Origin of the sequence: Anaeromyxobacter soli, from assembly GCF_022808855.1 — a bacterium.
Classification (GTDB): Bacteria; Myxococcota; Myxococcia; order Myxococcales; family Anaeromyxobacteraceae; genus Anaeromyxobacter; species Anaeromyxobacter soli.
Genome location: NZ_JAKZLF010000007.1, coordinates 108741 through 135331, shown reverse-complemented (window position 1 = coordinate 135331; position 26591 = coordinate 108741). Strand labels below are relative to the sequence as shown.

The window sequence follows — 26591 nt, the reverse complement described above, 5'->3', positions numbered from 1 at the left end:
AACACCATGACGACCACGACCGCCTCCCTCATCCGCCCCGAGTACGACGCGCTGGTCGTCGGGGCCCGCTGCGCCGGCGCCGCGACCGCGATGCTGCTCGCCCGCGCGGGGCTGCGCGTCCTGGTGGTGGACCGGGATCGCGAGGGGAGCGACACGATCTCGACCCACGCCCTCATGCGCGGCGGCGTGCTCCAGCTCGCGCGGTGGGGGCTCCTCGACCGGCTGCGCGCGACGGGCACCCCCGCCGTTCGCAGCGCGACGTTCCACTACGGGCACGAGGCGCTGCCGTTCGCGGTGAAGCCTCGCGACGGCGTGGATGCGCTCTACGCGCCGCGGCGGACGGTGCTCGACCCGCTCCTCGTCGACGCCGCCCGCGCCGCCGGCGCGCAGGTGGTCCACGGCGCCGCGCTCGCGGAGGTGGTCCGTGGCCCGTCGGGGCGGGTCGAGGGAGCGGTGATCGAAGGGCTCGACGGGAGCCGCGCGCGCGTGGCGGCGTCGATCGTGATCGGCGCCGACGGCGCGCGGTCGAGAGCTGCCCGCCTCGTGAGCGCCCCCACCGAGCGCGCGGGCCGCCACGCGTGCGGAGTGGTCTACGGGCACTGGTCGGGTCTCGAGGTGGAGGGCTATCACTGGTACTACCGCCCCGGCGTGAGCGCCGGCGCCATCCCCACCGGCGACGGGCGCACCTGCGTATTCGCCGCGCTGCCGCGGCCGCGGCTCCTGGACGCGCTGCCCGGAGGCGCGGACGCCGTCTACCGGGAGGTCCTCACCGAGGCTGCGCCCGAGCTCGCCGCCGCGCTCCGAAGCGCCCGCCTCGACGCGAGGCTCCAGCCCTTCCCCGGGATCCCTGGCTTCATGCGCCGTGCGTGGGGACCGGGCTGGGCGCTCGTCGGCGACGCCGGGTACTTCAAGGACCCGATCACCGCCCACGGGATCACGGACGCGCTGCGTGACGCGGAGCTGCTCGCGCGCGCGGTGGTGAGCGGCACCGAGGCCGCGCTGGCCGGCTACCAGACGGCGCGAGACGCGGCGTCGGTGGAGCTGTTCGAGGTCACCGATCGCATCGCCTCGTTCGAGTGGGACCTCGAGGAGGCGAAGGGGTTGCACAAGCTGCTCGCGCGCCACATGGCGAGCGAGGTGGAGCTGCTCGGCACGCTCGACGAGACCTCCGGCGGCGCGACGGGCCCGTCTGCCGCTCTCGGCGTCGCCGGCGGGATCGCAGGTCGCTGAGAGGTCCGAGAGGAGGCGGAGATGACGACGAGCGAAGCGTGGCCGAAGGGTGCTCCTCGCGTCGGTCAGCGGGCGGAGCGTCGGCGGAGAGTCGAAGCCGAGGACATCCGGCGTTTCACGGCGATCAGCGGGGACCGGAACCCGCTCCACTACGACGAGGCGGCCGCGCGCGCCTCGCGCTTCGGCGAGATCATCGTGCAAGGCGGGGTGACGAGCGCGATCCTGAACGCGGTGGTCGCCGAGGATCTGCCCGGGCCGGGGACCGTCTTCCTGCACGTGGACTGGAGCTTCAAGGCCCCGGCGCGCCCGGGGGACACGCTCACCGGCGCGGTCGAGGTGCTGAAGGTGCGAGAAGACAAGCCCATCACCGAGCTCAGGACCACCGTGACGCGCGGTGACGGCGTGGTGGCGCTGGAGGGGACGGCGCTCTGCTACACGGTGCCGCTGTAGAGAAGACCTCGCGTCTCGGGGCTCTCGCGCGCGCACCGCGCGGAACCGAAGCTCCCCGACGCCGAGGGTGAGGTGGTACCGTGGCCGCCAGCGCAGGCGTCGCCGCGGGCCGGGCGCCGGAGATCGCATCGTGCTCGAGCCGGACGTCACGCTCACCGACCTCGGCCTCGCCCTCGAGTGCGCCGCGTTCGCGGTGCTGCTCTCGAGGGAGGGCGGCGCGCGCGCACGGCGGTGGTTCGCCGGGTTCTTCGCGGTGCTCGGCGCTGCGGCGGCGCTGGGCGCGATCGAGCACGGGTTCGTGGCGGACAAGACCTCTTCGGTCGGCGCGGTCGTGTGGAGCGCGACGCTGCTCGCCGTCGGGCTCGGGGCGGTGGCCGGCTGGGGCGCGGGGGCGCGGCTCGTGCTCGGCCGCCGCGCCGCGCGTGCGCTGACGGGCGGGGTCGCGCTGGCGTTCGGCCTCTACGCGGCCGTGGTCCTCGGGGGCGAGCGGCGCTTCGCCGTGGCGATCGCCTTCTACCTGCCGGCGGCGCTCTTCCTCCTCGTGGCCTTCCTGCTCGCCGGCCGGCGCGCCGAGGCGCGCGTGAGCGCCGGCGCCTGGGGCCTCGGGCTGACCTTCGTGGCGGCGGCCATCCAGCAGGGACGCATCGCGCTCCACCCGCGGTACTTCGACCACAACGCCCTCTACCACCTCGTCCAGGCGGTGGGCCTGTACCTCGTCTTCCGCGGCGCCCGGCTCGCGACGCGCCCGGCGGCGACGCCCTGATCGGCGCCGCCGCCCGGGAGCCGGGTCGATCCGCCAGGACGAGGCCGGCGCGCCGTCCGGCCAGCCGCCGGCGGTGGCCTCCGCCACCCGCTCGCGGCTGAGGGGGCGGGTGCTCACATTCGATCCAGTGCGCGACGTCCGTCTGCTGAGCGAATCCCGTGTCGCCGAGCGGTCGCTCGCCGTGCTGGCGACCGGCGCGGCGCTCGCGTTCTGCTACCTCGCGCGCGAGCTCCTCGTCCCGAGCGTGGTCGGGATCATCCTAGCGTTCACCGTGCACCCGGTCGTCGCGGCGCTGGAGCGGCGCAAGGTGCCGCGGTCCGTCGCGGCTCTCCTGGGGACGCTCCTCGCCCTCGCGGTGGTGGCCGCCCTCGTCGCGCTGCTCTGGAACCGCGTCGCGGCCTTCCTCGACGAGCTCCCCAGCTACGAGGGGCGGCTGCGGGAGGCCTCCGCGGCGGTGGCGCGGCGGTTCGTGCACTTCCGCGCGCAGACCGAGCAGATCGCGAAGCCACCGTCGCGGCCGGGCGCGGTGCGCGTGGAAGAGGGGATCCCCTGGGGACAGGTCCTCGTCGGCACCGCGCAGGGCGCGATCGCGGTGGCCGCGGCGTGCACCGTCGCGATCTTCGTCCTCTACTTCGCGCTCGCGGAGGGACCGCGCTACCACGCCAAGTTCCTCGCGCACGCCGGCCGCGATCCCTCCGCGCGCGCCCGCGCGCTCGCGGCGTTCGAGGAGCTCCACCGCGACGTCGAGCAGTACATGCTGAACCGGGTCGGGCTGAACGCGCTCCTCGGGCTCGTCACCTGGGGGATCTACGCCCTGTACGGCCTGGAGCACGCGGCGGTGTGGGGGATGGCCACCGCGCTCCTGCACTTCATCCCGTACGTGGGCCCGGCGATCGGGCTCGCGCTCCCGACGCTCATGGCGCTCCTCCAGTACGGTTCGCTGAAGCACGTCCTCGCCGTCGGCGGGATCTACCTCGCGCTCGTGTCGATCCAGGGGAACGTCGTCGACCCGATCTTCCTCGGCAAGCAGCTCAGGCTGAACTCGCTCGCGGTGTTCCTCGGCTCGCTGTTCTGGTTCTGGGTCTGGGGTCCCATCGGCCTGTTCGTGGCGGTGCCGGTGCTCTCGACCATCCGGATCGCGTGCAAGTACATCCCGCGGGTGGGGTTCATCTCGGACTTCCTCGCGGAGTAGAGCGCGGCGGCCCGTCCGGCTCGCCTGTCTGTAGCATCAGGCACGAAGGGCGCTCCGCCCCCGTTGCCGGCGCATGCGAGAATCGAGAAGGACTGAACATGCGCAAGGCTTCCCTGTTCCGGCTGCTCGACCCCGTATCCGCGGCCATCGCGCGCCAGCTGGCCGGGCCGCGAGGCTGGTTCGGTCGCACCGTCATGACCCGGGTCCTGAACCGCGGGAACCGCGCCCTCATCGAGGCGACGCTGGAGGGCGTCGCGCTCACGCCGGGGCACCGGCTCCTCGACGTCGGCTTCGGCGGGGGCGCCCTGCTCGAGCTCGCGCACGCCCGCGGCGTCCGGAGCCTCGCGGGCGTCGATCCGTCCGACGCGGCGGTGGCGTGGCTGCGCGCGCGGCGCGCGCGGTTCGGCGGGTCCGAGCTCCGCCTGGAGCGCTGCGCCGTCGAGGCGCTCCCCTTCGAGGAGGCGAGCTTCGACGTCGTGGCCTCCACGAACACCGTCTACTTCTGGCCGGACCTCGCCCAGGCCTTCTCCGAGCTGCACCGCGTGCTCCGGCCGGGCGGGCTCCTCACCGTGGGCTTCTCGAGCGCGGCGAAGCTCCGCGAGTTCGGCGGCATCACCCGGCACGGGTTCCGGTTCCACGAGAACGCCGCGCTCGTCGCGGCGGCCGAGGCGGCTGGGTTCAAGGACGTGCGGCTCGTCGAGCTTCACGGTCGAGTCACGCAGGGCGACCTCGTGCTGCGGGCGTGCCGCTGACGCGGTCGTCGCGCGAGCGGACGAGTCCACCTGCGCCACGCCCGGCGTTGCGCCCCGCGCCGGCCGGCGGCGTGCCGGGGCTCGCAGCGGCGCCGCGCGTTGTGTCGATGGGCGGCTCATGCCACTCTCGCGACATCTGTCGCGTTCGAGAGACGACGAGCCGATGAGCCGACTTGAGACCGGAGCTGCCGCGGAGCCGCTCGACGCTCCGTGGCCAGCCGAGCACCTCGAGGTCCTGGGCCGGTGCCCCGCCTGCGCCTCCCCTTCCCGGACGCTCCTCTTCGAAGGGCTGAGCGACCGGATCTTCCGCGCCGCGCCGGGTCGCTGGACGCTCTGGCGCTGCTCGGGCTGCGGCGCGGCCTACCTCGACCCGCGCCCGGACCTCGCCGGGATCGGGCTCGCCTACCGCACCTACTACACGCACGGGGGGACCGCGCCGCGGGACGTCTTCGCCGCTGGCGGTGGGCTCCGGCGGGCCGTGAAGCGGCTCCGCCACCACGCCCACTACAACGCCGCGTTCGGTTACGCGTTGCGACCGGCCGCGCCTCTGGCCCGGTGGGTCGCTCCGCTGAGCGCGGCCGCGCGAGCGCAGGCCGGCCAGCTCATCCGTCACCTGCCCGCGCCGGCGGGTCCCGGGAGCCGGCTGCTCGACGTGGGCTGCGGCAACGGGGACTTCCTGCGCATCGCCCGCCGCCTCGGCTTCGACGTCATGGGGCTTGACCTCGACGCCGCGGCCGTCGCGCGCGCAAGGGGATCGGGGTTCACGGTTCTCGCGGGAACGATCGAGGAGGCCGCGCTCGACCCGGAGAGCTTCGAGCACGTGACCCTCAACCACGTCGTCGAGCACCTGCACGATCCGGTCGGGACTCTCCGCAGGGTGCTCGCGCTGCTTCGGCCGGGCGGACGGGTCTGGGTCCAGACCCCGAACCTGGACGCCGAGGGGCTGAAACGCTTCGGCGCCGACTGGCGCGGCCTCGAGCCGCCGCGCCACCTCACCCTCTTCGACGCGAGCAGCCTGGAGCGCGCGCTCTGCGCCGCCGGCTTCTCCCGGATCGCGCTGCTGCCGCCGAAGCCAGACGGCGCGTACTTCTTCGCGGAGAGCCTCGCCATCCAGCGGGGCGCCCCCGTCGACCGGAGCGAGCGCGCCCTCCGTCGCCGGATCCGCTCCGAGGCGCGCCGCGCCGACCGCGTCGCGCGGCGGCAGCCCGAGCGAGGCGAGTGCATCACCTTCGTCGCGCATCGCCCGGCGTGAGCGCTGCCGAGCAGGGGGCCGCCGGCAGCGGCTTCGTGCGAGAGCCGCCGAAGCGGTCGCAGCGAGCAGACGTCGAGGGGCCGCGAGTACCCCGCCCGCCGTTGCGCCTCGCGCCGGCCGACGGCATGCTGCCGCCGTGCCCACGCTCCGGGACTGGCTCGCCTCGGGACCCTTCACCCTCGCGCTGTCGTCCGGGTTCTTCGGGTTCTACGCGCACGCGGGCGTGGTGCGGGTCCTCGAGGACGAGGGGCTGCTCCCCGCGCGCGTCCTCGGCTCGAGCGCGGGGGCGCTCGTGGGAGGGCTCTGGGCCGCCGGGGTCCCTGCGGGGCGGCTGTGCGAGGAGCTCGTGGCGCTGCGCCGCGAGCACTTCTGGGATCTCCGCCCCGGGCTCGGGCTCCTGCGCGGAGCGCGATTCCGGGCGCGGCTCGAGGCGCTCGCTCCTGCCGGGAGCTTCGAAGAGTGCCGCGTTCCGCTCGCCGTGTCCGTGTTCGACGTCCTCGCGAGGCGCACCGCCGTGCTCGACGATGGCGAGCTCGCTCCGGCGATTCACGCTTCGTGCGCGCTCCCGTTCCTGTTCCAGCCGGTTCGGATCGGGAGACGCCTGTACCTGGACGGCGGCGTCCTGGACCGCCCCGGCCTCGCCGGCGCGCTCGCCGGAGAGCGCGTCCTCTACCATCACCTCACGTCCCGCTCGCCCTGGCGCCGGCGGGGCAGCCCCGCGCTCCGCATCCCGGAGCGCCCGCGCATGCAGGCCGTCGCGCTCCACGGGATCCCGCGCGTGAGCCCGTTCCACCTGGAGCGCGGCCCCGAGGCGATGGAGCGCGCGGCGGAGGGCATGCGGAGCGCGCTCGCGCGCGAGCTGTCGCGGGGGTGATCGCCCCGTCGGGCGACGCGCCTTCGCCGCTCAGTCCCAGGGGCAGGAACGCTGGCACTTCATCCCGGCCGGCGTGACGGGCTCGATCCGGCCGCGGCTGCGGTCGAGCCGCCATGCCTTGCGGGGGCGCGAGAACACGCACCGCGCTCCCGGCGGCACCGGCGGATCGTCGACCAGCGCGACGAAGTCCCGGTCCGGGTTCGCCGCGCCGGCGGGGGTGCAGGCGAAGCCGATCGCGTGGCCGCGGGGGACCTCGACCCGCAGGGCGTCCACCACCCGGTCCTCGCTCCTCAGGAACACGATCGCCTGGCCACGGCGGTTCCAGATCACCCACCCGTACCGCGGGGTCGCTCCGGGCTCGTCGACCAGCCACGTGTCCTGGAGCTTCCACGAGGCGAACTGGCCGCGCCCGGGTTCGGGGAGCGGCTGCCCCACGAGCGCGCGGGGATCGGCGTCCCTGGCCCGCGAGGGGACCGCGACGAGCAAGGCGGCAGCGAGGAGGGTCGCGAGCATCCCCCCATGCTCGCCTGGATCCAGCTCGATGTCTCCGGGTACGGGTGGTGCGCCCTGCGTCAGACAGCGCTAAGGCCCGATTGCGATCGATCCGCGTCAGTGGACGAGAGGTGCGGATTTCACGCCGTCCGGCGTCGCCGCCTTCGCCGCGCACCGCTGGAACTCCGCGAGGTGGTCGATGTAGTCCTGCCGGTCGCGCGGCTTCATCCGATCCGGCAGGAGATCGATCGCACGCTGCTGCATGCGCACCGCCTCCCCGCAGTCCCCGAGGCCCGCGAGCACGCCCGCGACGGTGTCGACGATGGCCGGATCCCAGGGCGCCGCGACGAACGCCTTTTTCGCGAGCGGCAGCGCCTCTCCGGGGCGGCCGCTCCGGAGCAGGTTCCAGGCGAGCGCGTTCAGGGGCTCCGGGTTCTCCGGCGCAGCCGCGACGGCCCGCCGGAGCGCCGCCTCGCGGCCGGACACGTCGGACTCCGGCAGCACGTCACCGAGGAAGAGCCACGCCCGGGCGTCGTCGGCGTGCGCCTCCGTCGCCTTGCGAGCGAGGGCGGCGGGCTCCGCGCCGCGGGAGCGTGCGGCGACGGTGAGCGCCACCACGTTGCCGGGGTCCTCCGCGAGCGCCTCCGTCACCTCGGCGTCGAGCTTCTCCGGGGGCCACCGCATGGCCGACGCGAGCGAGAGGCGGACGTCGTGGACCTCGGCCGGGAGCATCGGCCGCTCGCGGACGGGGTGATCCTTCACGAGGTGGAGGTCGCGGTACCTGAACCTGCCGCGCGCGACATGGCTCCCGAGCTCCGCGTCCAGCGCGTCGGTCGCGCCGGGAACGGCGGGATCCCACTGCGGGAACACGTCTCGCCAGGCGACGTCGGGATCGTCGCCGCGCACGAAGCGCGCCTGGAGCGCGTTGAACTCCACCGGGTGGACGTTGATGAGGTAGTGCACGAGCGCCCACGACACCGCGTACTGAGGCAGCTCCAGCGCGCCGCGAGCGGTGAGCACCTCGCGCACCTTCCCGAAGTACGGGTACACGAGCGCGTGGTAGTGGCGCGGCACGCCTCCGACCGTGGGCGTGTTGCCGAGGCCGCTCGAGCCCACCGTCTCCATGTACGCGGCCATCCCCTCGGCGAACCAGCGCGGCTGGCGCGCGAACGCGCGCGCCGCCATGTAGTGCGTGAGCTCGTGCGCGAGCGTGGTGCGCACGCCGTACGGGAGCGCGCCGTCGAGCACGACGAGCGGCTCGCCGTGGAGCGTGCCGAAGAAGGCGGCCAGGGACGCGGGCGCGAAGCCCAGGAACTCGTCACGCGTCCGGAACACCACCACGCGGATCGTGCCCGGCATCGCCGGCGGAGTGCCGAACAGCGCCGAGCGGAGCGCGAGGTGGAGCATCTCGAGCTCGCGCGTCAGCTCCTGCGCGCCGCGGGAGCCGAGGTCCGTCGTGACGACGAAGTGCTCGGAGCGGACCTCGCGCCAGGGCACGCCGCCTTTCGCCGGGCAGGTGAAGCTCGTCGAGAGGTGGGCGCAGCCGGTCGCGAGGGCGATCACGGCAGCCATTGCGGCACGGGGGACGTTGCGGCGGAGCATGCGGGACAGCCTACCGAGAGTGCACCTTCCGGTTCAACTCTCCGCGAAAATCTGCGAAACGAGCTGGAGGCCGGGTCCGGGACTTCACGGCACTGTTCGTGAGACGACTCCGGGTGATAATGCGTTCGGAGTGCGGCGCGTGCGGCCGAAAACGAGAGGCAGCGTACGTACCCTGCGTGACTGCGCCGCTGATCTATGATCTCCTCGGAGCCCCATGTCGCGCGCACTCGTTGCCTCCGTGGGCTACGTCCTCATCTATGGTGGTTGTTTGGCGGTGCTCCTCACCGCTCCTGGATTCGACGCGAGCGAGGTGGCCGCCGTTCTGCTTCTCCTCGGTGTGGCACCAGCGCTCGCAGCCTGGCTCGCGACGATCGGCGCGACCCCACGGGCGCAGCCGGTGCACGAGCCAGCGCGCGAGCTCTCGTGGATCGCGCTCCTTCTCGTTGCCATCGGCGTGGGGTTTCTCGGCTACGGACTTTCCGCGGTGAGGGCAGCGGTCACCAATGAGCCCGCGCGATCGGTCGCCATTCTCACCGCCAAGTTGGCTGTCATGGTGTGGGTGCCTGCGCTCGTGTTCCGCCGCCTTGGCTACTCGTGGCGGCAGCTGTTCGAGTTCCCAGGACTCGACTGGATCGAGCTGCGGACCCTTCTCGTCATGATGGGGTTGTTCTCGATCATACAGCTTCGATTCGGGCGCGGTCCTCAGGCCATCGGCACGCTCATGGCCGAGTATGAGCTCTCGGCCTGGCAGGTGATCGCGATGGCGTTACCGGTTTGGGCCTGGCTGGCGGTCGAAGCAGGGCTCGTGGAGGAGTTCCTGTTTCGTGCGCTGCTCCAGTCGCGCATGGCGGCGTGGCTGCGATCGCCTGTCGCTGGTGTGCTGGGAATGTCAGTCCTCTTCGCGCTCGCGCACGCGCCGGGGTACGTGCTGCGAGGCGCACACACCGTGGAAGGCATGGCCAGGCCGCCGGAGGTGCTCAGCGCCGCTGCCTACGCGATGGTCATGTTGTCCCCCATCGGTGTCGCGTTCGGCATACTCTGGGCGCGCACCCGGAACCTCACGCTCGTGGTCGTGCTGCACGGCTGGGGGGATCTCATCCCCAACCTCGCCCCTCTGATCCGCGCTTTCGCGAGCTGATCCGGGCGCGCGCCCGGCCGTCGTCGTCAGAGGTCCAGCCTCGCGGGAGCGCACCGCCGGTTGCGGAGTGCGTCAGCGTCGCGAGAGCCAAGCACGCGTAACTCCGCGATTGACGCGCGTGATGCGCGTCGGCCGTGTACCGCGATTACTCTGGGTCGGGGCGCTCTACCGCGATTACTCTGGGTCGGGGCGCTCTGGGGTCGGGGCGCTCTGACTTCCGTCTGGCGCTCCACGGGATCCGCGCGCGGGCTCCGGCAGGGCGCCGGGGCAGGCCCGGCGCGGGCCTGGTCCTGCGGCCTCAAGACCAGGCGTGGATGCGGCGGGCCGCGACCGCCACGCCGCCGAGCGCGGCGGCCGCATCCACGCCGACGACGCAGAACTCCGGGGCGGGCCCGAGCACCAGCTGCCGCTGCCAGCTCTCGCCGGGAGGGAGCCTCGCGTGGAACTCCGTGTAGGGGACTCCGTCGGGCTTCGAGCACCACGTCGTGCGGTCGAGGGCCCCTTCACCGCCCGGAGCGACGAGGCGGTAGAGGCCGCCATGGCCTCCGCCCGCGAGCCGCGCGGCCGCGTCGTGTGGGTCGCGGCGGGCGCCGGAGACGGCGGCCTCGTTGAGCGCCCCGAGCGCGGCGAAGTCGTCCACGAGGTACCAGTCCTCGAACGCGCGCGGGACCGCCAGCCACGGCGCGGCCTCCACCTCGTACACGCGCGAGGCGCGCAGGCCGGGAGGAGCGTTGGACGCGAGGGCGCGGTGAAAGGCGACGAGAGACTCGACGTAGCGCCCGGCGTCCACCGTCGGCGCCGGCCAGTGCCAGAAGAGGTACGCGAGCATGTCCTCGTCTGTACTGGACCGAACGCTCCGGTCGCAACCTCCTGAGCGTCGTACGGTCTCGCGCCGGGAGCGTGGAGGGCGACGAGGAAGAAGCGACGCCAGCGGAGGAGAAGACGCTAGGGCCCCGGCGGCACCGGCGAGCAGCTCCCGGCACGGCAGCTGCCACCCGGGCACTGTGAGTCCATCGAGCACTCCGGAACCCCCGGCGGCAAGGACGAGCACGCTCCCATTCGGCAGGAGCCGCCGGGACATTCGGAGTCGAGGGCGCAAGGCATGTGCTCGCGCGAGGCGTACGAGCACACGCCGAGCTGGCAGCGCCCACCGGGGCAGTCGGAGTCGATCGAGCACTCCTCGTGCGTGTCCGGCGCGGCGGCCGTCTTGCCGTGTCCCGCCGCGACGCATGCCACGGACGCCGCGATGGGGAACATCAGGGCGCAGGCGATCAACCGAAAGTTCATGGCCTTCTCCGCTTCGAGCCAACCCGCCTCCGCTCGAAAGGTTACCGCAGTCTTCGGGGTACGAGAGACGACCTCGAACGCTCATCCCTTCGTCGCGCTCCATGCGAGATGATTGACGAGCCCGAAGTCGGTCGGGCGTGCGTCGCGTGAACGACGGAACGGTTCTCGTGCTTCACCGTCTGTGGTCTTCTTCGGGATCGGCGCGACCGGGCGTCGGTGGGGGACGAATGACACGCGATCGGGTGCAGGATCCTGCGGCGCCTCGCGACATCGTGCCCTGGTCGAGCGTCCGGGACTGGGCGCCCATCGCGGCGCTCCTCGGTCGGAACGTCGCCGCGCTGCGGGGCGAGGTCGCGGCGCTGCCGGACGGGATCGAGGGCGTCGCGCTCCTCGAAGACGGCACGCCGGCCGCCGTGGGGCTGTGGGTCGCGAAGGGCCTCACGGAGACGGGCCGGTGCGCGCTCACGTGGCTCGCGGGACCGGCGCCGGCGGCGCTCGCGATCGTGGACGAGATGGAGGCGCGCGCGCGGAGCGCGCAGGCGCGGACGCTTCGCGTCGTCGAGCGCGACGCCCCCGGCGTCGGTGCGAAGCTCGAGGCGCGGGGCTACCAGCCGGCGGACGCCGTCGTCGGCATGCGCCGCACGCGCCCGCGGCCGCCGCTCGCGCTGCCCGCCGGTCTCGCGGAGGTCGGCCTCGAGCAGGTCGGGCTCGACGCCTGGGCGGCGCTCGAGAACGACGCGTTTGCCGGGGTCGGATTCACGGTCCCCGTCACCGCGGAGGACGGTGCGCGCATCGTGGCGGCGCCAGGGTTCGACCCGAAGCTCCTGCGGTTCGTCGTCGACGCCGACGGCGCCGTCGGCCTGCTGCGCGGCGTCGTGGCGCCCGAGCGCGAGGGGGAGGACGAGGTGGAGACGATCGCGGTCGCGTCGCGCGCGCGGCGTCGCGGACTCGGGCGATGGCTGCTGCGCCGGTGCGAGGCGCTGCTCGACGCGGCCGGCGCACGCGAGGTCGTGCTGCGCGTCGCGGCATCGAACGCGCCGGCGCTCGCGCTCTACCGCGCGGAAGCGTGGGTCGAGCGGTGGCGGCGGGGCGCGTGGGAGCGGGCGCTCTGACGCGTTCGCATGCGGCGCCAGTTCGAACCCGGCTTCCCGCTCCAACTCTCGAGGCCGGAACCTGGTGGCTTGGTCGCCCCTACGTTCCGGCCTCTCTCTTGCTGTCCGAGGCTCCTTGAGCCGGTCGGCAACGTTGTGACGTTCGTTCGCCACGAGTGGCTTCTTGAGGCTGGCGCGGCCGTTGCCGCCAGGATCGAGCGAGCTAGCGACGCCCAGAGGCAGTCACTACGTTCCTTCAGCGCGACGTTTCACCCATGGGGGAGACGATGGCTCAGGCGATAGTTCACAAGTCGGGTGAGGGTAGGGCCTTCTGGATGCTCGGAGGCCTCTACGAAGTCCTGCTGTCGAGCGACGAGTCGAATGGCGAGGCGACGGTCATGCAGATGACCATGCCCGCAGGTATGGGGCCGCCTGCACACGTTCACCGTCGCGTTGTGGAAACCGTGTACGTCGTCGAGGGAACGCTCACGTTGCACGTCGACGGGAAGAAGCTCGAGTGCGGGCCCGGATCGCTGATCCGCATCCCCGCCGACAAGCTCGAGCACTTCGAGCCTACGAGCAAGCTCCGCGTGGTCGTGACCTACGAGCCGGGTGGGATCGACAAGTTCTTCGCCGAAGCGGGCGAGCCGGCGCAGCGGCGCGAGATTCCTCCGGCGCCGACTTCGCCGCCAGACGTGGATAGGTTGACCAAGCTCGGCGCTCGCTACGGTCTCGAAATCCAGACGTCCGCGTGACTCTCGATCAGTACTCCGCCAGTTCACGCTGGCGTCGCCCGCGCGCGCGTCCCAGTCGCTGCCGTTGACGCTCCAGCGCTGACCGACGCAGGGAGGCGCCTCGTCGAGGGCGCCGGCCCGGCGCTGGGACAGGTACGACTTCGAGCCGATGGTGGAGGAGCAGCTCCGCACCGGCCAGCTGCAGCGGGTCCTCGAGCCCTAGACTTCGGAACGAACGCCGAGCCGGAACCCTCAGCCCACAAAGCAGAGGGGTCCCGCCTCTCGACGGAACCCCTCGGAAGAACTGGAGCGGGAAACCGGGTTCGAACCGGCGACCCTCAGCTTGGGAAGCTGATGCTCTACCAACTGAGCTATTCCCGCGTCGCGGACCAGTTTTTGCCGTGAAGGGGCCCGGGAGTCAAGGAGTTCGGCCGGGTGGAGCCGCCCGGGGCATGCGGGGTGCGTGGGCGCCGCCGACCGGCTAGAACGGCAGCCGTGAGCGACGAAATCCGGCGGCGGATCGAGGACGGGGTGGCGGCGCTGCGGGCGCGCTTCGGCGAGAAGCTGCGGGCGACGCCCTCGCTCTCCGACGCCGCGCCGCAGGGGGACGGGCCGCGGAACCGGCACGGCATGCCGAAGGAGCCGCCGGGCCAGAACGTCTTCGAGAAGTCGGAGTGGCCGGTGCTCGATCTCGGCGAGACGCCGGAGATCGCGCCCGAGCGCTGGCGGCTCGTGGTGGACGGGGCCTGCGAGGCGCCGCTCACGCTCTCCTTCGCCGAGCTGATGGCGCTCCCGCAGGAGGACGTGGAGGCCGACTTCCACTGCGTGACCGGCTGGTCGGTCCTGGACCTCGCCTTCCGCGGCGTCCGGCTCGAGACCGTCCTCGCGCTCGCGCGGCCGCTCGCGGAGGCGACCCACCTCATGGCGCACGCGTCCGACGGCTACTCCACCAACCTGCCGCTCGAGGAGGCGCTCAAGCCCGACGTCCTCCTCGTCCACGCGGTCGAGGGCGCGCCGCTCCCGCGGGCGCACGGCGGGCCGGTGCGCGTGGTGACGCCCCAGCTCTACGCCTGGAAGGGCGCGAAGTGGGTCTCGCGCCTCGAGCTCATGACCCACGATCGGCGCGGCTACTGGGAGATCCGCGGGTACTCGAACACCGCGTACCCGTGGCGCGACGACCGGATGTGGTGAGCTCGGCTACTTCTTCTTCGCGAAGCGGCGGAAGAAGGCCACGATCTGCTTCTCGGCGTCCTTCCAGCCGATCTCCGGGGCGGGCTCGTCCTCCTCGCCCTCGATCCAGATCCCGCCGCAGGACTCACAGGTGTCGTAGGTGACGGCGCGCTTCTCGCCGCCCTCGACCACCACGAGATCGACGTTACAGGCCGGGCACATCCCCGCGATCTCGTCCGCGTTCACGTAGCCGCCGAGCGCCGACAGCGCCGGCAGGTTCGCGTGCAGCAGCATCTTGTTCAGGTCCGCGACATCCACCACCCAGACTCCGCCGCACTCGCCGCAGCGGTGCACCACGCTGTCCTCGTGGGAAATCTCGGCCATCTCGACGCTGCACCGCGGGCAATCCATGACGGAAACGGGTCCTCCTTGGGACCGTGAAGCACGAGGATCAGGAAAGGGATCCGAGCGAAGCGCCGGAGCTATCCAGGAAACCCCCGGATACTAGGCAGAAGGCCCGGGACCTTTCAACGGACTTTCGGCGCTGCCGCCTCGCCGCATACCCGGCGAAGGGCGGCGATCAGCCGGCGCAGGCGCTCCGCGTGGAGCTTCAGGGCCACCCGGTTCACCACCAGGCGCGCGGAGACGTCGAGGACCGTCTCCTCGATGACGAGCCCGTTCGCGCGGAGGGTCTCCCCGGTCTCGGTGATATCGACGATGGCGTCGGCGAGGCCGAGCGAAGGGGCGACCTCGATGGAGCCGTGGAGCGGGATGATCTCCGCCGGGATGCCCTTCTTCGCGAAGTGGTGGGCGGCGAGCGAGAGGTACTTGGTGGCGACGCGGGGCGCGACCCCGCGGGGGAGGGGCTTCGCGTCCCGGTGCCGGGCCACGATCACCGTGCAGCGGCCGATCCCGAGGTCGAGCGGCTCGTACAGGTCGCGCGGCTCCTCCCGCAGGATGTCGAGCCCCACGATGCCGACCGCCGCCGCTCCGTGCTCCACGTAGCTCGCCACGTCCGCGGCCCGGATGGAGATGAAGCGCAGCCCCGCCTCGGGCGCGTCGGCGGCGAGCTTGCGCGTCCCGTCGAGGAGCTTCTTCGGGGAGACGCCGAGGGCGCGCTCGAAGAGCGCCGACGACTCCTCCAGCAGCCGGCCCTTCGGGACCGCGACCGTGATGATCTCGCCGTTCACGCCTTCTCCCGCCGGATGCGCGCGCCGAGGGGCGCGAGCTTCTCCTCGATCCGTTCGTAGCCGCGATCCAGATGGTACACGCGATGGACCTCGGTCGTGCCCTGCGCGGCGAGGCCGGCGAGCACGAGCGCCGCCGAGGCGCGCAGGTCGGAGGCCATCACCGGCGCCCCGGAGAGCCCCGGCACGCCCTTCACCACCGCGGTCTTCCCGTCGACGGCGATGTCGGCGCCGAGCCGCTGCAGCTCGTGCACGTGCATGAAGCGGTTCTCGAAGACGGTCTCGGTGATCTTCGACGACCCGTCGGCGAGGCAGAGCAGCACCATCATCTGCGCCTGCATGTCGGTGGGGAAGCCGGGGTGCGGGGCGGTGCGGACGTCCACCGGGCGCGGGCGGCCGTCGCCGACCACGCGCAGCCCGCCCTCCACCGGCAGGACCTGGGCGCCGACCGCCCGGAGCTTCTCGACGAGCGCCTCCACGTGCGCCGGGACGCAGCCCTTCACCGTCACGTCGCCGCCGGGCAGCGCGCCCGCGACGAGGAACGTGCCCGCCTCGATGCGATCGGCGATCACGACGTGGTCGATCGGCCGGAGCGACTCGACGCCCTCGATCCAGATGTCGTCGGTGCCGTCGCCCTCGATGCGGGCGCCCATCCCGCGGAGCGCGTTCGCGAGGTCCACGATCTCCGGCTCGCGCGCGCAGTTCCGGAGCAGCGTCTCGCCCTCGGCGAGCACCGCCGCCATCATGACGTTCTCGGTGCCGGTGACGGTCTGGCCGTCGAAGGTGAAGGTCGCGCCGCGGAGCCGGCCGCGCGGCGCGGTCGCCTCGACGTAGCCGTGCTCGAGGTGGATCTCGGCGCCGAGCGCGGCGAGGCCCTTGAGGTGCTGGTCGATCGGCCGCGCGCCGATGGCGCACCCGCCCGGCATGGACACGCGCGCCTTGCCCCAGCGCGCGACGAGCGGGCCGAGCACGACGACCGAGGCGCGCATCGTCTTCACGAGCTCGTACGGCGCCTCCGGCTGCACGGCGGCCGGGACGCGGATCCACAGGGCGCCCTTCTCGCCCGCGTTCCGCTCGGCCTGGCAGCCCATGTGGCCGAGCAGCCGCCCGAGCGTGCGGACGTCCGCGAGATCGGGGACGTTGCGGATGCGGTGCTCGCCCTCGGCGAGGAGGGAGGCAGCGATGATGGGGAGGGCCGCGTTCTTCGCGCCGGAGGCCTCGACGCTGCCACGCAGCGGGACGCCGCCTTCGATGAGGATCTTGTCCAATTCCACTCCGTGCCCGCGGCGCGCGCCGCGGGTGTTGCACCGCGCGTGACAGCGCGGGCCCGTCGGGCCCAGACCGGGCGTCGAGGCGGGCGGATTCTACGCCGGGTGGGGTCCGCCCGCCATGTGGGCCACCACCAGCCTGGGCAGCCCGGCGTGGTCCCGGCGGGCCTCCGCACGCTCGAAGCCGGCCTGCAGGCACAGGCTCGGCAGCTCGGCGAGGTGGCCCTCGTGCATCTCCAGCACGAGCGTTCCCCCGGGGACGAGCCGCGCCGGTGCGCCGGCGACGATGCGGCGGAGGAGCGCGAGTCCGTCGGCCCCCCCGTCGAGCGCGATGCACGGCTCGCGCCGCACCTCGCGGGAGAGCCCGGCGACCTCGCCCGTCGGAACGTAGGGCGGATTGGAGACGATCACCTCGAACCGCGCGTCCCCGTGGACCGCCGCCCACAGGTCGCCGTGGGAGAACTCGACCACGGCGCCGAGCCGGGCCGCGTTCTCCCGCGCCACGGCGAGGGCGCCCTCCGAGGCGTCGGTCGCGAGGACGCGCGCGTCCGGCCGCTCGAGGGCGACGCTGACGGCGATCGCGCCGGAGCCGGTGCAGAGGTCGAGGAGCCGCCCGCCCGGCGGCAGCGCCGCGAGCGCCGCCTCGACGAGGAGCTCGGTCTCGGGGCGCGGGACGAGCACCCGCGCGTCCACCGCGAACGCCCGGCCGTAGAACTCTCTCTTGCCGACGAGGTAGGCGGTGGGCTCGCCCTCGCCGCGGCGGCGGACGAGCTCGCGGTAGGCGGCGAGCTCGGGCTCGCCGAGCGGCTTGTCGAAGTCGAGGTAGAGCCGGACCCGATCGCAGGAGAGCGCGTGCGCGAGGAGCACCTCCGCGGTGAGGCGCGGCGAGTCGACGCCCTTCTTCGCGAAGAACTCCTGGGTCCAGGCCAGGAGCTTCAGAGGGGTCCAGGACGTGGTGATCATGCGGGGGCCGCGCCCCCGTCCCCGCGCGCCGGGAGCGCCTGTTCACGCATCGTCATCGGTGGCGGGGGGTGGGGCTCACGCGCGCCGCTCCGCGGCGCCCTCGGCGGCGTTCCCGCGCGACGCCTCGCGCAGCGCCGCCGCGGCGTAGAACGTGCGGCACGCGTCGATGACGTCCTGGACGTCGCCATCCATCACGGCGGGCAGGTTGTGCCGGGTGTAGTTGACGCGGTGGTCGGTGAGCCGGTCCTGCGGGAAGTTGTAGGTCCGGATCTTCTCGGAGCGGTCGCCCGTGCCGACCTGGCTCTTCCGCGCCGCGTCGCGCGCGCTGCGCTGCTTCTCGAGCTCGATCTCGTAGAGCTTCGCGCGGAGCATGCGCATCGCCATGTTGCGGTTCTTGAGCTGGCTCTTCTCCTGCTGGCACTTCACGATGATGCCGGTCGGCTTGTGCGTGAGGCGCACGGCCGAGTCCGTCGTGTTGACGCTCTGGCCGCCCGAGCCGGTGGAGCGGAACACGTCCATCTCGATGTCGGCGGGGCTCACCTGGATGTCGATGTCCTCGGCCTCGGGCATCACCGCGACGGTCACCGTCGAGGTGTGGATGCGCCCCTGCGCCTCGGTGGCGGGCACGCGCTGCACGCGGTGCACGCCCGACTCGTACTTGAGCCAGGAGTAGACCTGGTCGCCGGCGATGTTGACGGTGACGTCCTTCACGCCGCCCAGGTTTCCGCCCGAGCTGTCCGCGACCTCGGCGCGCCAGCCTCGCCGCTCGGCGTAGCGGAGGTACATGCGCAGCAGCTCCGCCGCGAACAGCCCGGCCTCGTCGCCGCCCGCGCCGGCGCGGATCTCGAGGATGACGTCCTTCTCGTCGGCCGGGTCCCTCGGCACGAGGTAGATCTTGAGCTGCTCCTCGGCGGGATCGACCTGCGGGCGGAGCAGGGCGAGCTCCTCCTTCGCCATCTCGCGCAGCTCGGGGTCCTTCTCCGCCAGCAGCGCCTCGTTGTCCTCGATGTCCTTCACGAGCCGCCGGTAGGCGCGGAGCGCCTCCACGGTGGGCTCGAGCGACGCGCGCTCCTTGGAGACCTTGCGGAAGCGGTCGCCGCTGGACGCGACGCCGGGATCCGACAGGAGCGCGGTGAGCTCCTCGAAGCGCTGCTCGATCGCCTCGAGCTTCTTCAGGACTTCCTGGGACAGCATGGGGGCACGTTCTTAACCGCTCCGGGCCTCGCCCGGCAAGGCGCACGGGGGCGTAGGGCGCGGCGGAGCGCCGCCTTTGCGCGGCGTCGGCGCGGGAGGGATGATGCGCGCCCGTGGACGGACGGATCGTCATCCGGAACGGGATCGTGCCCCCGGCGGGCGCGGGCGCGACCGTCGTGGTGGAGGGGCGGCGCATCGTCCTCGTCGCGCCGCCGGGCCGGCGGGTCGAGGGGCGGCCGGGCGACTGGGACGTGGACGCGGACGGGCGGCTGGTGGTGCCCGGGATGATCGACGCGCACACCCACCTCGCCCTCGGGTCGCTGCAGCGGCTGGCGGGGCTCCCCGGGCGCCCCCCGCCCACGATCTCCGATCTGCGCGCCGGCCTCCGCGGCCGGGCCGAGCGCCGCGCCACCCCGGAGCGCCTCGGGGCGCTGGCGCGGGCGGGCGCGCTCGCCGCCCTGCGCGCGGGCGTGACCTGCGCGTTCGATCTCGTCCGCGCCGCGCCCGGGGCCGCGGCGGAGGCGCTCGAGGCGGTCGCGGGCGCCTGCGCGCTGGGCCTGCGGGCGGTGCTCGCCCACGGCGCGCGCGGCGCCGGCGGCGAGGAGGAGGTGCGCGCGTCGGCGGCGTTCGCCGCGCGGCACGCGACCGACGCGCGGCTCCGCGGCGCGGTCGGGATCGCCGGGCTCTTCGAAACCACCGAGGAGACGCTCGCGCTCGCCGGCGCGCACGCGGGCGCGGGCGTGCACGCCTGCCTGGGCGAGGACGAGGCCGACCTCGCGCACGCGTTCGCCCGGTTCGGCCGGCGGCCGCTGGAGGTCCTCGCCGCGCACGGGCTGCTCGGGCCGCGCACCCTCGTGGCGCACGGGGGGACCACCGTCCACGCCGAGGCGGTGATGGTCGCCGACGCGCGCGCCGTGCTCGCCGTGACGCCGCGCGCGGCGATGTTCTTCGGCGCCCCCGTGCCGGCGCTCCTCGACTTCGCGGGCCTCGGCGTGAGCATCGCGTTCGGCACCGACGGGCTCTTCCCGGACGTCGCCGGCGAGGCGTTCCACGCCGCGACGCTGCTCAGGCACGCCGGCCGGAGCGCGGGCGCGGCGGGCAGCCTCGTCGGCAAGGTCGCCTGGCCGACCGCGGCACGGCTCGCCTCGGAGGCGTTCGGCGAGACCCTCGGGTGCCTCGAGGCCGGCGCGCTCGCCGACGTGGTCGTGCTCGACTGGCGACCGCCGGTGCCGCTGCCGGAGCTCCCTGGCGGCGATCTCGCCCTCCTGTGGGCGGGAGCGCCTGCGGCATGGGTCGTCGTGGACGGTGAGGTACGGCTCCGGGAGGGCCGGCTGCTCGGCGCCGACGAGGCGGCCATCGCGGCGGAGGCGCGCGAGGCGGCACGCGGCCTGCTCGACCCCGCCTGAGCGGGCGGCGCCGTGAGGAGGCCGGCCGCCCGGACGCACGCACCCCGAGGGCTACCTCCGAGGAGGATGCGCACGGCGCCGCGCGAAGCGCTAGGCTGCGCCGGTGCGCGTGCGCTTCCCGCCGCCCGAGCTCAGGCGCGCCGTGGCCTTGTCGCTCGGCGTCGCGTTCCCGCTCCTCTCCACGGCGCTCTCGCTGGCGATGCGCCCGCTCGTCTCCAGCGCTCCGCTCGCGCTGTACGTGCCGGCCGTCGTCTTCGCGACCTACCTGGGCGGGCTCGGGCCGGGGCTCCTCTCGCTCGGGCTCTCGGCGGGCCTGTGCGGCTGGTTCTTCATCGCGCCCTACGACGCGTTCGGGCCGTCGCAGGCGGAGGTGGTCGTCGTCTCGCTGTTCCTCGTCATCGGCGGCGTGCTCTGCTGGATCGCGGCGGCGCTGCGGGACGGGTACCTGGAGCGCGACGCGCACGCGCACCGCTTCGAATCGCTCGTGGCGACGAGCTCGGACGTCATCTGGACGACGACTCCCGAGGGGCTCGCGCACGCGGACTCGCCGTCGTGACGCGCCTTCACCGGCCAGAGCCTGGCCGAGTACCGCGGCTCGGGCTGGCTCGACGCGGTCCACCCCGACGACCGGGACCGAGTGGCGCGGGGCTGGCGCGAGGCGGTCGCGCGGCGCGACCGGTTCGAGCTCGAGTACCGGCTGCGTCGGAGCGGGGGGGGCTTCGCGCCGGTGGTGGCGCGCGCCGCCCCGGTCGCCGACACTCGCGGGCGGGTGATCGAGTGGGTGGGCGCGTGCTCGGACCTCACGGCGCGCGAGACGGCGGAGGCGGCGCAGCGCGAGTCCGAGGAGTGGTTCCGCACGCTCCTCGGCGCCATCCCGCAGATGGTCTGGACCGCGGACGCCACGGGGCGCACCCAGTTCCAGAACCCGCAGATCCGCGAGTACACCGGCAAGACGGACGAGGAGCTCGCGAACGGCCGCTGGCGCACGCTCGTGCACCGCGAGGACCGCGCCCCGGTGGTCGCGTTCTGGAAGCGCATGCGCGACGAGGAGATCGGGGGTGACGGCACGCTCCGGCTCCTCGGCCGCGACGGCGAATACCGCTGGTTCCTCGTGCGCGCCGCCCCCCTGCGCGGCGCGGACGGGCGGCTGCGCCGGTGGGTGGGCACGCTCACCGACATCCACCTCCAGAAGGCCTCCGAGGACGCGAAGAACGAGGCGATCCGCGCCCGGGACGTGTTCCTCTCCGTGGCGAGCCACGAGCTCAAGACGCCCGTGACCGCGGCGCTCCTCCAGATCCAGCAGGCGCACCGGCTCCTCCGCAGGGAGCGAGTGTCGCCCGAGCTCGCGGGCGTCATGCAGCGCGTCGCGGCCAGCGCCGCGAGCGTCGAGCGGCTCGGCTCGCTCGTCGGCACGCTCCTCGACGTCTCGCACATCGCGACCGGGAAGCTCGACCTGGAGCGGAAGCGCTTCGATCTGACGGAGAGCGTCACGCAGGTCGCCGCGCGGCTCGCCGAGGCCGCCGACCGCGCACGCTGCCCGCTCGAGGTGGCCGTCGCGCCCGGGATCGCCGCCCTCGGCGACAGGCTCCGGGTGGAGCAGGTGATCACGAACCTGCTCGCCAACGCGATGAAGTACGGCGCGGGGAGCCCCATCGCGCTCGCGCTCGAGCGCCGCGACGGCGTCGCGGTGCTCACCGTGGCCGATCGCGGCATCGGGATCGCCCCGGAGGACCAGGTTCGAATCTTCGAGCCCTTCGAGCGCGCGGTGAGCGCGCGGCACTACGGAGGGCTCGGGCTCGGCCTGTGGGTCGCCCGGGAGATCATCGAGGCCGGCGGCGGCGCCATCCGCGTGGAGAGCCGGCCGCGGCAGGGGTCCACCTTCCACGTCGAGCTGCCGCTGGCGGATCTGGCGGGGACTGCGCCCTCGAGATCCTGAGAGTCGCCGCGCTCAGCGCCGCCCGAGCGCGTCGCTGATGGCCTTGAGGGGACCCGCGTCGACGCGGGCGCTGTCCACGAGGAGCTTCAGCACGTTCAGCGCCGCGCGGCACAGGTCCGCGAGGTGCTCGAGCCTCCGCACCTTGAAGCGCGCCGCGGCCTTCACGCCGGGGTCCACGTCCGCCATGGCGGCGCGCAGCTCGTGGAGCACCCGCTCGAACGTCGCGAGCGCCTCCTCCACCGCGCGCTTCTCTCTCGCGCGCAGCACGTTCGCGACGAGCCGCCAGACGTTCGTCTCCGCCTCGAAGTGCTCCTTGCGGTCGCCCGGGATCGTCACCGTGCGCACCACGCCCCAGTGGCGCAGCTCGGCGAGGCTCATGGAGAGGAGCCCGGTCGAGATGTGCAGCCGGTCGCACAGCTCCGGCGCCGCCAGCGGGCGCTCGGAGAGGAACAGCACCGCCCACACCCGCCCGAGCTGCCGCCGGAACCCCCACAGCTCCATGAGCGCTCCGACCGCGTCGGCGACGGCGAGGTCGGAGCGCGTGAGGGCGTGGGAGGTGGCGGGCGGGTGGGACGCGGTCGCGGTCATGGGCGGAGGCGTCAGGCGAGGGCGAGATCCACGAGCGCGGCGAGCGCGAAGGCGATCGACGCGAAGGCGTTGTAGTTGAAGAACGCGACGTTGATCCGCTCCGGCCGGAGCTGCCCGCGCGGCGCCACGTGGACGTGCTCGGCCGCGACCACCGCGGCGAGCACCACCGTCCCGGCGAACCAGCCCGCGCCCCGGCCGCCGAGCACGCCCGCGAGGGCGACGCAGGCGATGGCGAGGACGTGGAGCCCGCGGGCCCAGGCGAGCGCGCCGCGCACGCCGAAGCGCGCCGGGATGGAGCGGAGCCCCGCGCCGCGGTCGTAGTCCATGTCCTGCAGCGAGTAGAAGACGTCGAAGCCGGCGATCCAGGCCCCGACCCCGAGGCCGAGCGCGATCGCCGAGGCGGGCGCCGCGCCGGTGAGGGCGATGGCGACGCCGATGGGCGCGAGCGCCTGCGCGACGCCCAGCCAGAGGTGGCAGGCCCAGGTGAAGCGCTTCGCGTACGAGTAGCCGAGCAGGATCGCCAGCACCGGCAGGGCGAGCCAGCCGCAGATGGGCGCGATGAGCGCCGCCGCGGCGACGAAGGTCGCGCCGCTCCCGGCGAGGAGCGCGATGGCCGCCCCCGGAGACACCTCGCCCGTCACGAGCTCGCGCCGCGCGGTGCGCGGGTTCCGCGCGTCGAAGGCGCGGTCGGCGATGCGGTTCATCGCCATCGCGGCGGTGCGCGCCGCGACGACGGCGAGCGCCACGAGCGCGAGCCGCACGGGCTCGAGCCGCGCCTCGCGCGAGACGAGCACCACCGCGGCCGCCACGAACGGCAGCGCGAAGAGCGAGTGGCTGAGCTTCACCATCCGCGCGAGCGCGGCGACGGTCCCGCCGGGCGCCGCAGGGGCGGCGCGGGCCGGGGTGGGAGAGGTCATGCGAGGGCCTCCGCGCGCGGGCGCGCGAGCCAGGTGAACGGGCGCTCCTCCGCGCCGAACGCCGAGACGACGAAGTCGAAGGGGTCCTCCACGCGCGCGCCCTCGAGCGGAGCGGCGAGGACGCCCGGCGCCGCGCCCGGCGCGAGCGCGCCGACGTGGGGGGCGCCGACCGCCGGCCCGTTCCACGCGAGCCGGAGGAGCGTCGCCGCCGGGATCTCCGGGAGCTCGCGGCGGAGCAGGGCGAGGTCCGCGAGCGGGGAGAGCGAGGGGCAGGAGGCGAGCGAGTCGGTGCCCACCGCGAGCGGCACGCCCGCGGCGAGGAGCGCCGCCACGGGCGGGAGCTTCCCGACGATGAAGCGGTTCGAGCGCGGGCAGAGGACCACCGTCGCGCCGGTGCGGGCGAGGAGGGCGACGTCGTCCTCGTCCACGTCCACGCAGTGGACCGCGAGGTGGTGGGGCGCGAGGTGCTCGGCGACGAACGCCACGGCCGAGCGCGCGCGGGGCCGGAGCGAGCGGGCCGCGCCGAGCGAGCTGAACATGCGGGCGAAGTCGCCGGTGCCGGTCGCGCACAGCGCGCGCTCGGCGGGATCCTCGGCGAGGTGGATGGAGGCGGGGCCGGCGGCGAGGAGCTGCCCGAGGGTCGCGCCGTGGGTGGAGTAGACCGCGTGGGGCGAGAGCGCGATGCGCAGGCCGGGCGCGGGCGGGCAGGCCGCGCGCGCGGCGCGGGCGCTCGCGAGCGCCGCCTCGATGCGCGCGGGCGTCACCCCGAACACCTCCTGGTAGACGGTGCCGGAGAACCCGGCCGCGGCGAGCGGCGCGACCGAGCCGAGCGTGTTCGAGACGTCCCCCACCGCCGCGACGCCGGCGCGGACCATGTCCTCGGCGGACATGATCATCGCCTGCGCCGCCTCCTCCTCGGGGCGCGGGAGCGCGCGGGCGGAGATGAAGAGGTGGATCCAGGCGGGGAGCCCCTCGCCGCCGGCGACCCGCCCGGCCATGTGCGAGAGCTCGAGGTGGAGGTGCGCGTTCACGAGCGCGGGGAGGATCACCGCGTCGAGCCGCTCGCCCGCGCCGAAGCGCTCCTCGACCGCGGCGCGCGGTCCGGCGGCGAGGACGCGATCGCCCTCGAGGGCGACGGCGCCGTCGCGGAGGGCGGCGGGGGTAGCGCCCGCGGCCGCCCGCCCGGCGAGCACCCAGGGCGCGCTGTAGACGCGCGGGGTCACGCGATCCGATCCCCCAGCCGCTCGTACTTCATGTTCCGCCGCACGGCGCGGAAGCCCGCGTCGCGGATGTGCCGCTCGACCTCCTCCGAGTCCATGCTGAAGGTCGTGCCCGCCGCCGAGACCACGTTCTCCTCGATCATCACCGAGCCGAAGTCGTTGCAGCCCATGTGCAGGGAGGCCTGGGCCACCCCGCCGCCCATGGTGACCCAGGAGGCCTGCAGGTTCGGCACGTTGTCGAGGACGAGCCGCGAGACCGCGTTCACCCGCAGGTAGGCCTGCGCGCTCGTGTCGGACGCGGTGAGCCGCGTGTTCGCCGACTGGAACGGCCAGCAGATGAAGGCGGTGAAGCCCCCCGTCTCGTCCTGCAGCTCGCGCAGCCGCGCGAGGTGCGCCACCCGGTGGCGCGCCTCCTCGCCGACGCCGAACATCATGGTGGCCGTGCTGCGCAGCCCCTTCACGTGGGCGGCCTTCATGACGGAGAGCCACTCGTCGGTCGAGCACTTGAGCGGCGCGATCCGGCGGCGCACCTCGTCGTCGAGGATCTCGGCGCCTCCGCCGGGGATCGAGTCGAGCCCGGCCGCGATGAGCCGCTGGATCGTCTCGTCGAGGGGCAGGTCGCTCGTGCGGGCGATGTGCCAGATCTCCTCGGGCGAGAGCGCGTGCAGGTTGATCACCGGCCACTTTTCCTTCACCCAGCGGAACAGCTCCTCGTACCACTCCACGCCGAGGTCCGGGTGCAGGCCGCCCTGGAGGAGGATCTCGATGCCGTCGAGCGCCACCGTCTCGTCGATCTTGCGGGTCAGCTCGTCGCGGTCGAGGACGTACGCGTCCTTGTGGCCGCGCGGCCGGTAGAACGCGCAGAAGTGGCACGCCGTCGTGCAGACGTTCGTGTAGTTCACGTTGCGCGAGACGATGTAGGTGACGGCGCCGTCCGGGTGCAGCGCGCGGCGGCGCGCGTCGGCGGCGAGGCCGAGCTCGAGGAGGGGGGCCTTCTCGTCGAGCAGCTCCGCCTCGTCGGCGTCGAGCCGCTCGCCGTCGGCGCCCTTCTGCAGCGCGGTGTCGAGCGAGACCACCCGCCGGGTGCGCGCCGTGCGGACCACGTCGTCGACGAAGCGGAGCTTCATCGGCGGCAGGAAGCCCTTCTCGGCCGCTCGGGCGAGGAACGCCTCCAGGCCGTCGAGCTCGTGCGGCCCGAGCCCGTAGCGGATCCGCTGGGTGAGGTAGCGGCGGTAGCGCTCCGGATCGCCGCCCTTCTGCGCGGCGAAGCGCTGGGCGAGCTCGGTCCGGACGCCGAGGCCGTGCTGCGCGGCGCGCGTCAGCTCCTGCACGTCCTCCGGCGAGACGCGGCCCGGCCGCGCCGCCCAGAGCGCGAAGATCATGGGCAGGCCCGTGAGGTGCGTCCACTCTCGCCCGAGATCGACGATGTGGTTCGCGCGCACCCCGAAGCCGCGGTCGCCGATGACGAGCGCGCCCTTCCGGCCCTTGGCGCGCGCGAGCCCCTCGTCGGCCTGCATCGGCGTGAACGTCGGGTGAACGCCCATCTCGTCGAGGACGATCTTGGCGAGCACGTGCGAGGTGCGCGAGGCGGTGTCGAGGAACACCTCGTCCCAGATCGCGGGCGACTGCTCGCCGGCGAGGACCACCGTCTGCACCGGCCCGTCCGCGCCGATGGCGATGCCGGGCACGATCTCGTACTCGCCCTTGGTGAGCGCGGCGACCGAGACGAGCGCGAGATCCACCTCGCCGGCCTCCAGCATCGCGGCGCAGCGCGACGGCTCGGCGAGGACGAGCTCGATCCGCTCGGAGCCCTCGAGCCCGACGGTGAGCGGGTGGGCGTTCAGGAAGGAGACGGCGGCGGCGCGGAGCTTCGGCATGGCGGGTC

Annotated in this window: 26 protein-coding genes, 1 tRNA gene and 1 pseudogene; 15 read left to right on the top strand and 13 right to left on the bottom strand. The window is 73.9% G+C overall.

All coding sequences use genetic code 11. From position 1 onward, the window contains the following. Positions 1-6 precede the first annotated feature (6 nt). The 7 genes from MLV88_RS07625 to MLV88_RS07595 all read left to right on the top strand — a co-directional run bounded on the left by MLV88_RS07625 (position 7) and on the right by MLV88_RS07595 (position 6513). Positions 7-1230, top strand: coding sequence for an NAD(P)/FAD-dependent oxidoreductase (locus MLV88_RS07625; RefSeq protein WP_242337226.1), 1224 nt, complete (start codon positions 7-9; stop codon positions 1228-1230). Positions 1231-1251: 21 nt separating this feature from the next. Continuing rightward, positions 1252-1680, top strand: a complete 429-nt coding sequence (locus tag MLV88_RS07620; RefSeq protein WP_242337224.1) for a MaoC family dehydratase — start codon at positions 1252-1254, stop codon at positions 1678-1680. 130 nt (positions 1681-1810) lie between these two features. Further along, positions 1811-2443: a DUF6962 family protein gene (locus tag MLV88_RS07615; RefSeq protein ID WP_242337222.1), complete on the top strand. Its 633-nt coding sequence runs from the start codon at positions 1811-1813 to the stop codon at positions 2441-2443. A 181-nt stretch (positions 2444-2624) separates the two neighbouring features. Continuing rightward, positions 2625-3635 carry an AI-2E family transporter gene (locus MLV88_RS07610; RefSeq protein ID WP_242337220.1) on the top strand — a complete coding sequence of 337 codons (1011 nt, stop codon included), beginning with the start codon at positions 2625-2627 and terminating at the stop codon, positions 3633-3635. 98 nt (positions 3636-3733) lie between these two features. Then, positions 3734-4387, top strand: coding sequence for a class I SAM-dependent methyltransferase (locus MLV88_RS07605; RefSeq protein WP_242337294.1), 654 nt, complete (start codon positions 3734-3736; stop codon positions 4385-4387). A gap of 163 nt (positions 4388-4550) precedes the next feature. Continuing rightward, positions 4551-5639 carry a class I SAM-dependent methyltransferase gene (locus MLV88_RS07600; RefSeq protein ID WP_242337218.1) on the top strand — a complete coding sequence of 363 codons (1089 nt, stop codon included), beginning with the start codon at positions 4551-4553 and terminating at the stop codon, positions 5637-5639. Positions 5640-5775: 136 nt separating this feature from the next. Then, the gene (locus MLV88_RS07595) at positions 5776-6513 is read left to right on the top strand and encodes a patatin-like phospholipase family protein (protein ID WP_242337216.1); all 738 of its coding nucleotides are present in this window, start codon (positions 5776-5778) and stop codon (positions 6511-6513) included. A gap of 30 nt (positions 6514-6543) precedes the next feature. Here the strand turns inward: MLV88_RS07595 and MLV88_RS07590 are convergent, their stop codons facing one another. Continuing rightward, entirely contained in the window at positions 6544-7026 is a 483-nt protein-coding gene (locus MLV88_RS07590; RefSeq protein WP_242337213.1) for a hypothetical protein, read from the bottom strand. A gap of 96 nt (positions 7027-7122) precedes the next feature. Beyond that, on the bottom strand, positions 7123-8607 hold the full coding sequence (locus tag MLV88_RS07585; RefSeq protein WP_242355039.1) for a hypothetical protein: 1485 nt from the start codon (positions 8605-8607) through the stop codon (positions 7123-7125). 214 nt (positions 8608-8821) lie between these two features. Here MLV88_RS07585 and MLV88_RS07580 point away from each other — a divergent pair, with 214 nt between their 5' ends. Next, positions 8822-9745, top strand: a complete 924-nt coding sequence (locus MLV88_RS07580; protein WP_243337214.1) for a CPBP family intramembrane glutamic endopeptidase — start codon at positions 8822-8824, stop codon at positions 9743-9745. Positions 9746-10043: 298 nt separating this feature from the next. On the opposite strand, the gene MLV88_RS07575 is transcribed toward MLV88_RS07580, so the two are convergent. Beyond that, positions 10044-10574, bottom strand: coding sequence for a hypothetical protein (locus MLV88_RS07575; RefSeq protein ID WP_243337212.1), 531 nt, complete (start codon positions 10572-10574; stop codon positions 10044-10046). Between the two features lie 685 nt (positions 10575-11259). On the opposite strand from MLV88_RS07575, the gene MLV88_RS07570 reads away from it, so the two are divergent. Beyond that, positions 11260-12144, top strand: coding sequence for a GNAT family N-acetyltransferase (locus tag MLV88_RS07570; protein ID WP_243337210.1), 885 nt, complete (start codon positions 11260-11262; stop codon positions 12142-12144). Between the two features lie 254 nt (positions 12145-12398). After that, positions 12399-12878, top strand: a complete 480-nt coding sequence (locus MLV88_RS07565; protein WP_242337202.1) for a cupin domain-containing protein — start codon at positions 12399-12401, stop codon at positions 12876-12878. A gap of 284 nt (positions 12879-13162) precedes the next feature. Here the strand turns inward: MLV88_RS07565 and MLV88_RS07560 are convergent. After that, positions 13163-13238, bottom strand: a tRNA-Gly gene (locus MLV88_RS07560). A 114-nt stretch (positions 13239-13352) separates the two neighbouring features. Here MLV88_RS07560 and MLV88_RS07555 point away from each other — a divergent pair. Further along, positions 13353-14048, top strand: a complete 696-nt coding sequence (locus MLV88_RS07555; protein WP_242337200.1) for a sulfite oxidase-like oxidoreductase — start codon at positions 13353-13355, stop codon at positions 14046-14048. Between the two features lie 6 nt (positions 14049-14054). Here MLV88_RS07555 and MLV88_RS07550 read toward each other — a convergent pair whose 3' ends face one another. The 5 genes from MLV88_RS07550 to prfA all read right to left on the bottom strand — a co-directional run bounded on the left by MLV88_RS07550 (position 14055) and on the right by prfA (position 18639). After that, a complete protein-coding gene (locus MLV88_RS07550) occupies positions 14055-14438 on the bottom strand; it encodes a zf-TFIIB domain-containing protein (RefSeq protein ID WP_242337198.1) in 384 nt (127 codons plus the stop codon). Between the two features lie 116 nt (positions 14439-14554). Further along, positions 14555-15217, bottom strand: a complete 663-nt coding sequence (gene hisG / locus MLV88_RS07545) for an ATP phosphoribosyltransferase (protein ID WP_242337196.1) — start codon at positions 15215-15217, stop codon at positions 14555-14557. Next, positions 15214-16482, bottom strand: a complete 1269-nt coding sequence (gene murA, locus MLV88_RS07540; RefSeq protein WP_242337195.1) for a UDP-N-acetylglucosamine 1-carboxyvinyltransferase — start codon at positions 16480-16482, stop codon at positions 15214-15216. The genes hisG and murA overlap by 4 nt, the downstream gene beginning before the upstream one ends. Before the next feature lie 96 nt (positions 16483-16578). Further along, complete coding sequence (prmC, locus tag MLV88_RS07535) at positions 16579-17445, bottom strand: peptide chain release factor N(5)-glutamine methyltransferase (RefSeq protein WP_243337209.1); 867 nt, start codon at positions 17443-17445, stop codon at positions 16579-16581. Positions 17446-17520: 75 nt separating this feature from the next. After that, complete coding sequence (prfA, locus tag MLV88_RS07530; protein WP_242337190.1) at positions 17521-18639, bottom strand: peptide chain release factor 1; 1119 nt, start codon at positions 18637-18639, stop codon at positions 17521-17523. 113 nt (positions 18640-18752) lie between these two features. Between prfA and MLV88_RS07525 the strand changes: the two genes are divergently transcribed. The 4 genes and pseudogenes from MLV88_RS07525 (at position 18753) to MLV88_RS24030 (ending at position 21981) form a co-directional block, all read left to right on the top strand. Continuing rightward, on the top strand, positions 18753-20045 hold the full coding sequence (locus MLV88_RS07525) for an amidohydrolase family protein (protein WP_243337207.1): 1293 nt from the start codon (positions 18753-18755) through the stop codon (positions 20043-20045). 103 nt (positions 20046-20148) lie between these two features. Next, complete coding sequence (locus MLV88_RS07520) at positions 20149-20601, top strand: DUF4118 domain-containing protein (RefSeq protein WP_243337206.1); 453 nt, start codon at positions 20149-20151, stop codon at positions 20599-20601. 18 nt (positions 20602-20619) lie between these two features. Further along, a pseudogene (locus tag MLV88_RS24035) lies at positions 20620-21234 on the top strand (PAS domain-containing protein); the annotation flags it as partial. 45 nt (positions 21235-21279) lie between these two features. Continuing rightward, positions 21280-21981: a sensor histidine kinase gene (locus tag MLV88_RS24030; RefSeq protein WP_308197548.1), complete on the top strand. Its 702-nt coding sequence runs from the start codon at positions 21280-21282 to the stop codon at positions 21979-21981. A gap of 12 nt (positions 21982-21993) precedes the next feature. Here the strand turns inward: MLV88_RS24030 and MLV88_RS07510 are convergent, their stop codons facing one another. The 4 genes from MLV88_RS07510 to mqnC are packed head-to-tail and all read right to left on the bottom strand — an operon-like array spanning position 21994 to position 26583. Next, on the bottom strand, positions 21994-22569 hold the full coding sequence (locus MLV88_RS07510) for a GbsR/MarR family transcriptional regulator (protein WP_242353247.1): 576 nt from the start codon (positions 22567-22569) through the stop codon (positions 21994-21996). Between the two features lie 11 nt (positions 22570-22580). Continuing rightward, positions 22581-23486, bottom strand: coding sequence for a 4-hydroxybenzoate octaprenyltransferase (locus MLV88_RS07505; RefSeq protein ID WP_242353249.1), 906 nt, complete (start codon positions 23484-23486; stop codon positions 22581-22583). Further along, positions 23483-24709, bottom strand: coding sequence for an amidohydrolase family protein (locus MLV88_RS07500; RefSeq protein WP_242353252.1), 1227 nt, complete (start codon positions 24707-24709; stop codon positions 23483-23485). The genes MLV88_RS07505 and MLV88_RS07500 overlap by 4 nt, the downstream gene beginning before the upstream one ends. Continuing rightward, on the bottom strand, positions 24706-26583 hold the full coding sequence (gene mqnC / locus MLV88_RS07495) for a cyclic dehypoxanthinyl futalosine synthase (RefSeq protein ID WP_242353263.1): 1878 nt from the start codon (positions 26581-26583) through the stop codon (positions 24706-24708). The genes MLV88_RS07500 and mqnC overlap by 4 nt, the downstream gene beginning before the upstream one ends. Between the last annotated feature and the right edge of the window lie 8 nt (positions 26584-26591).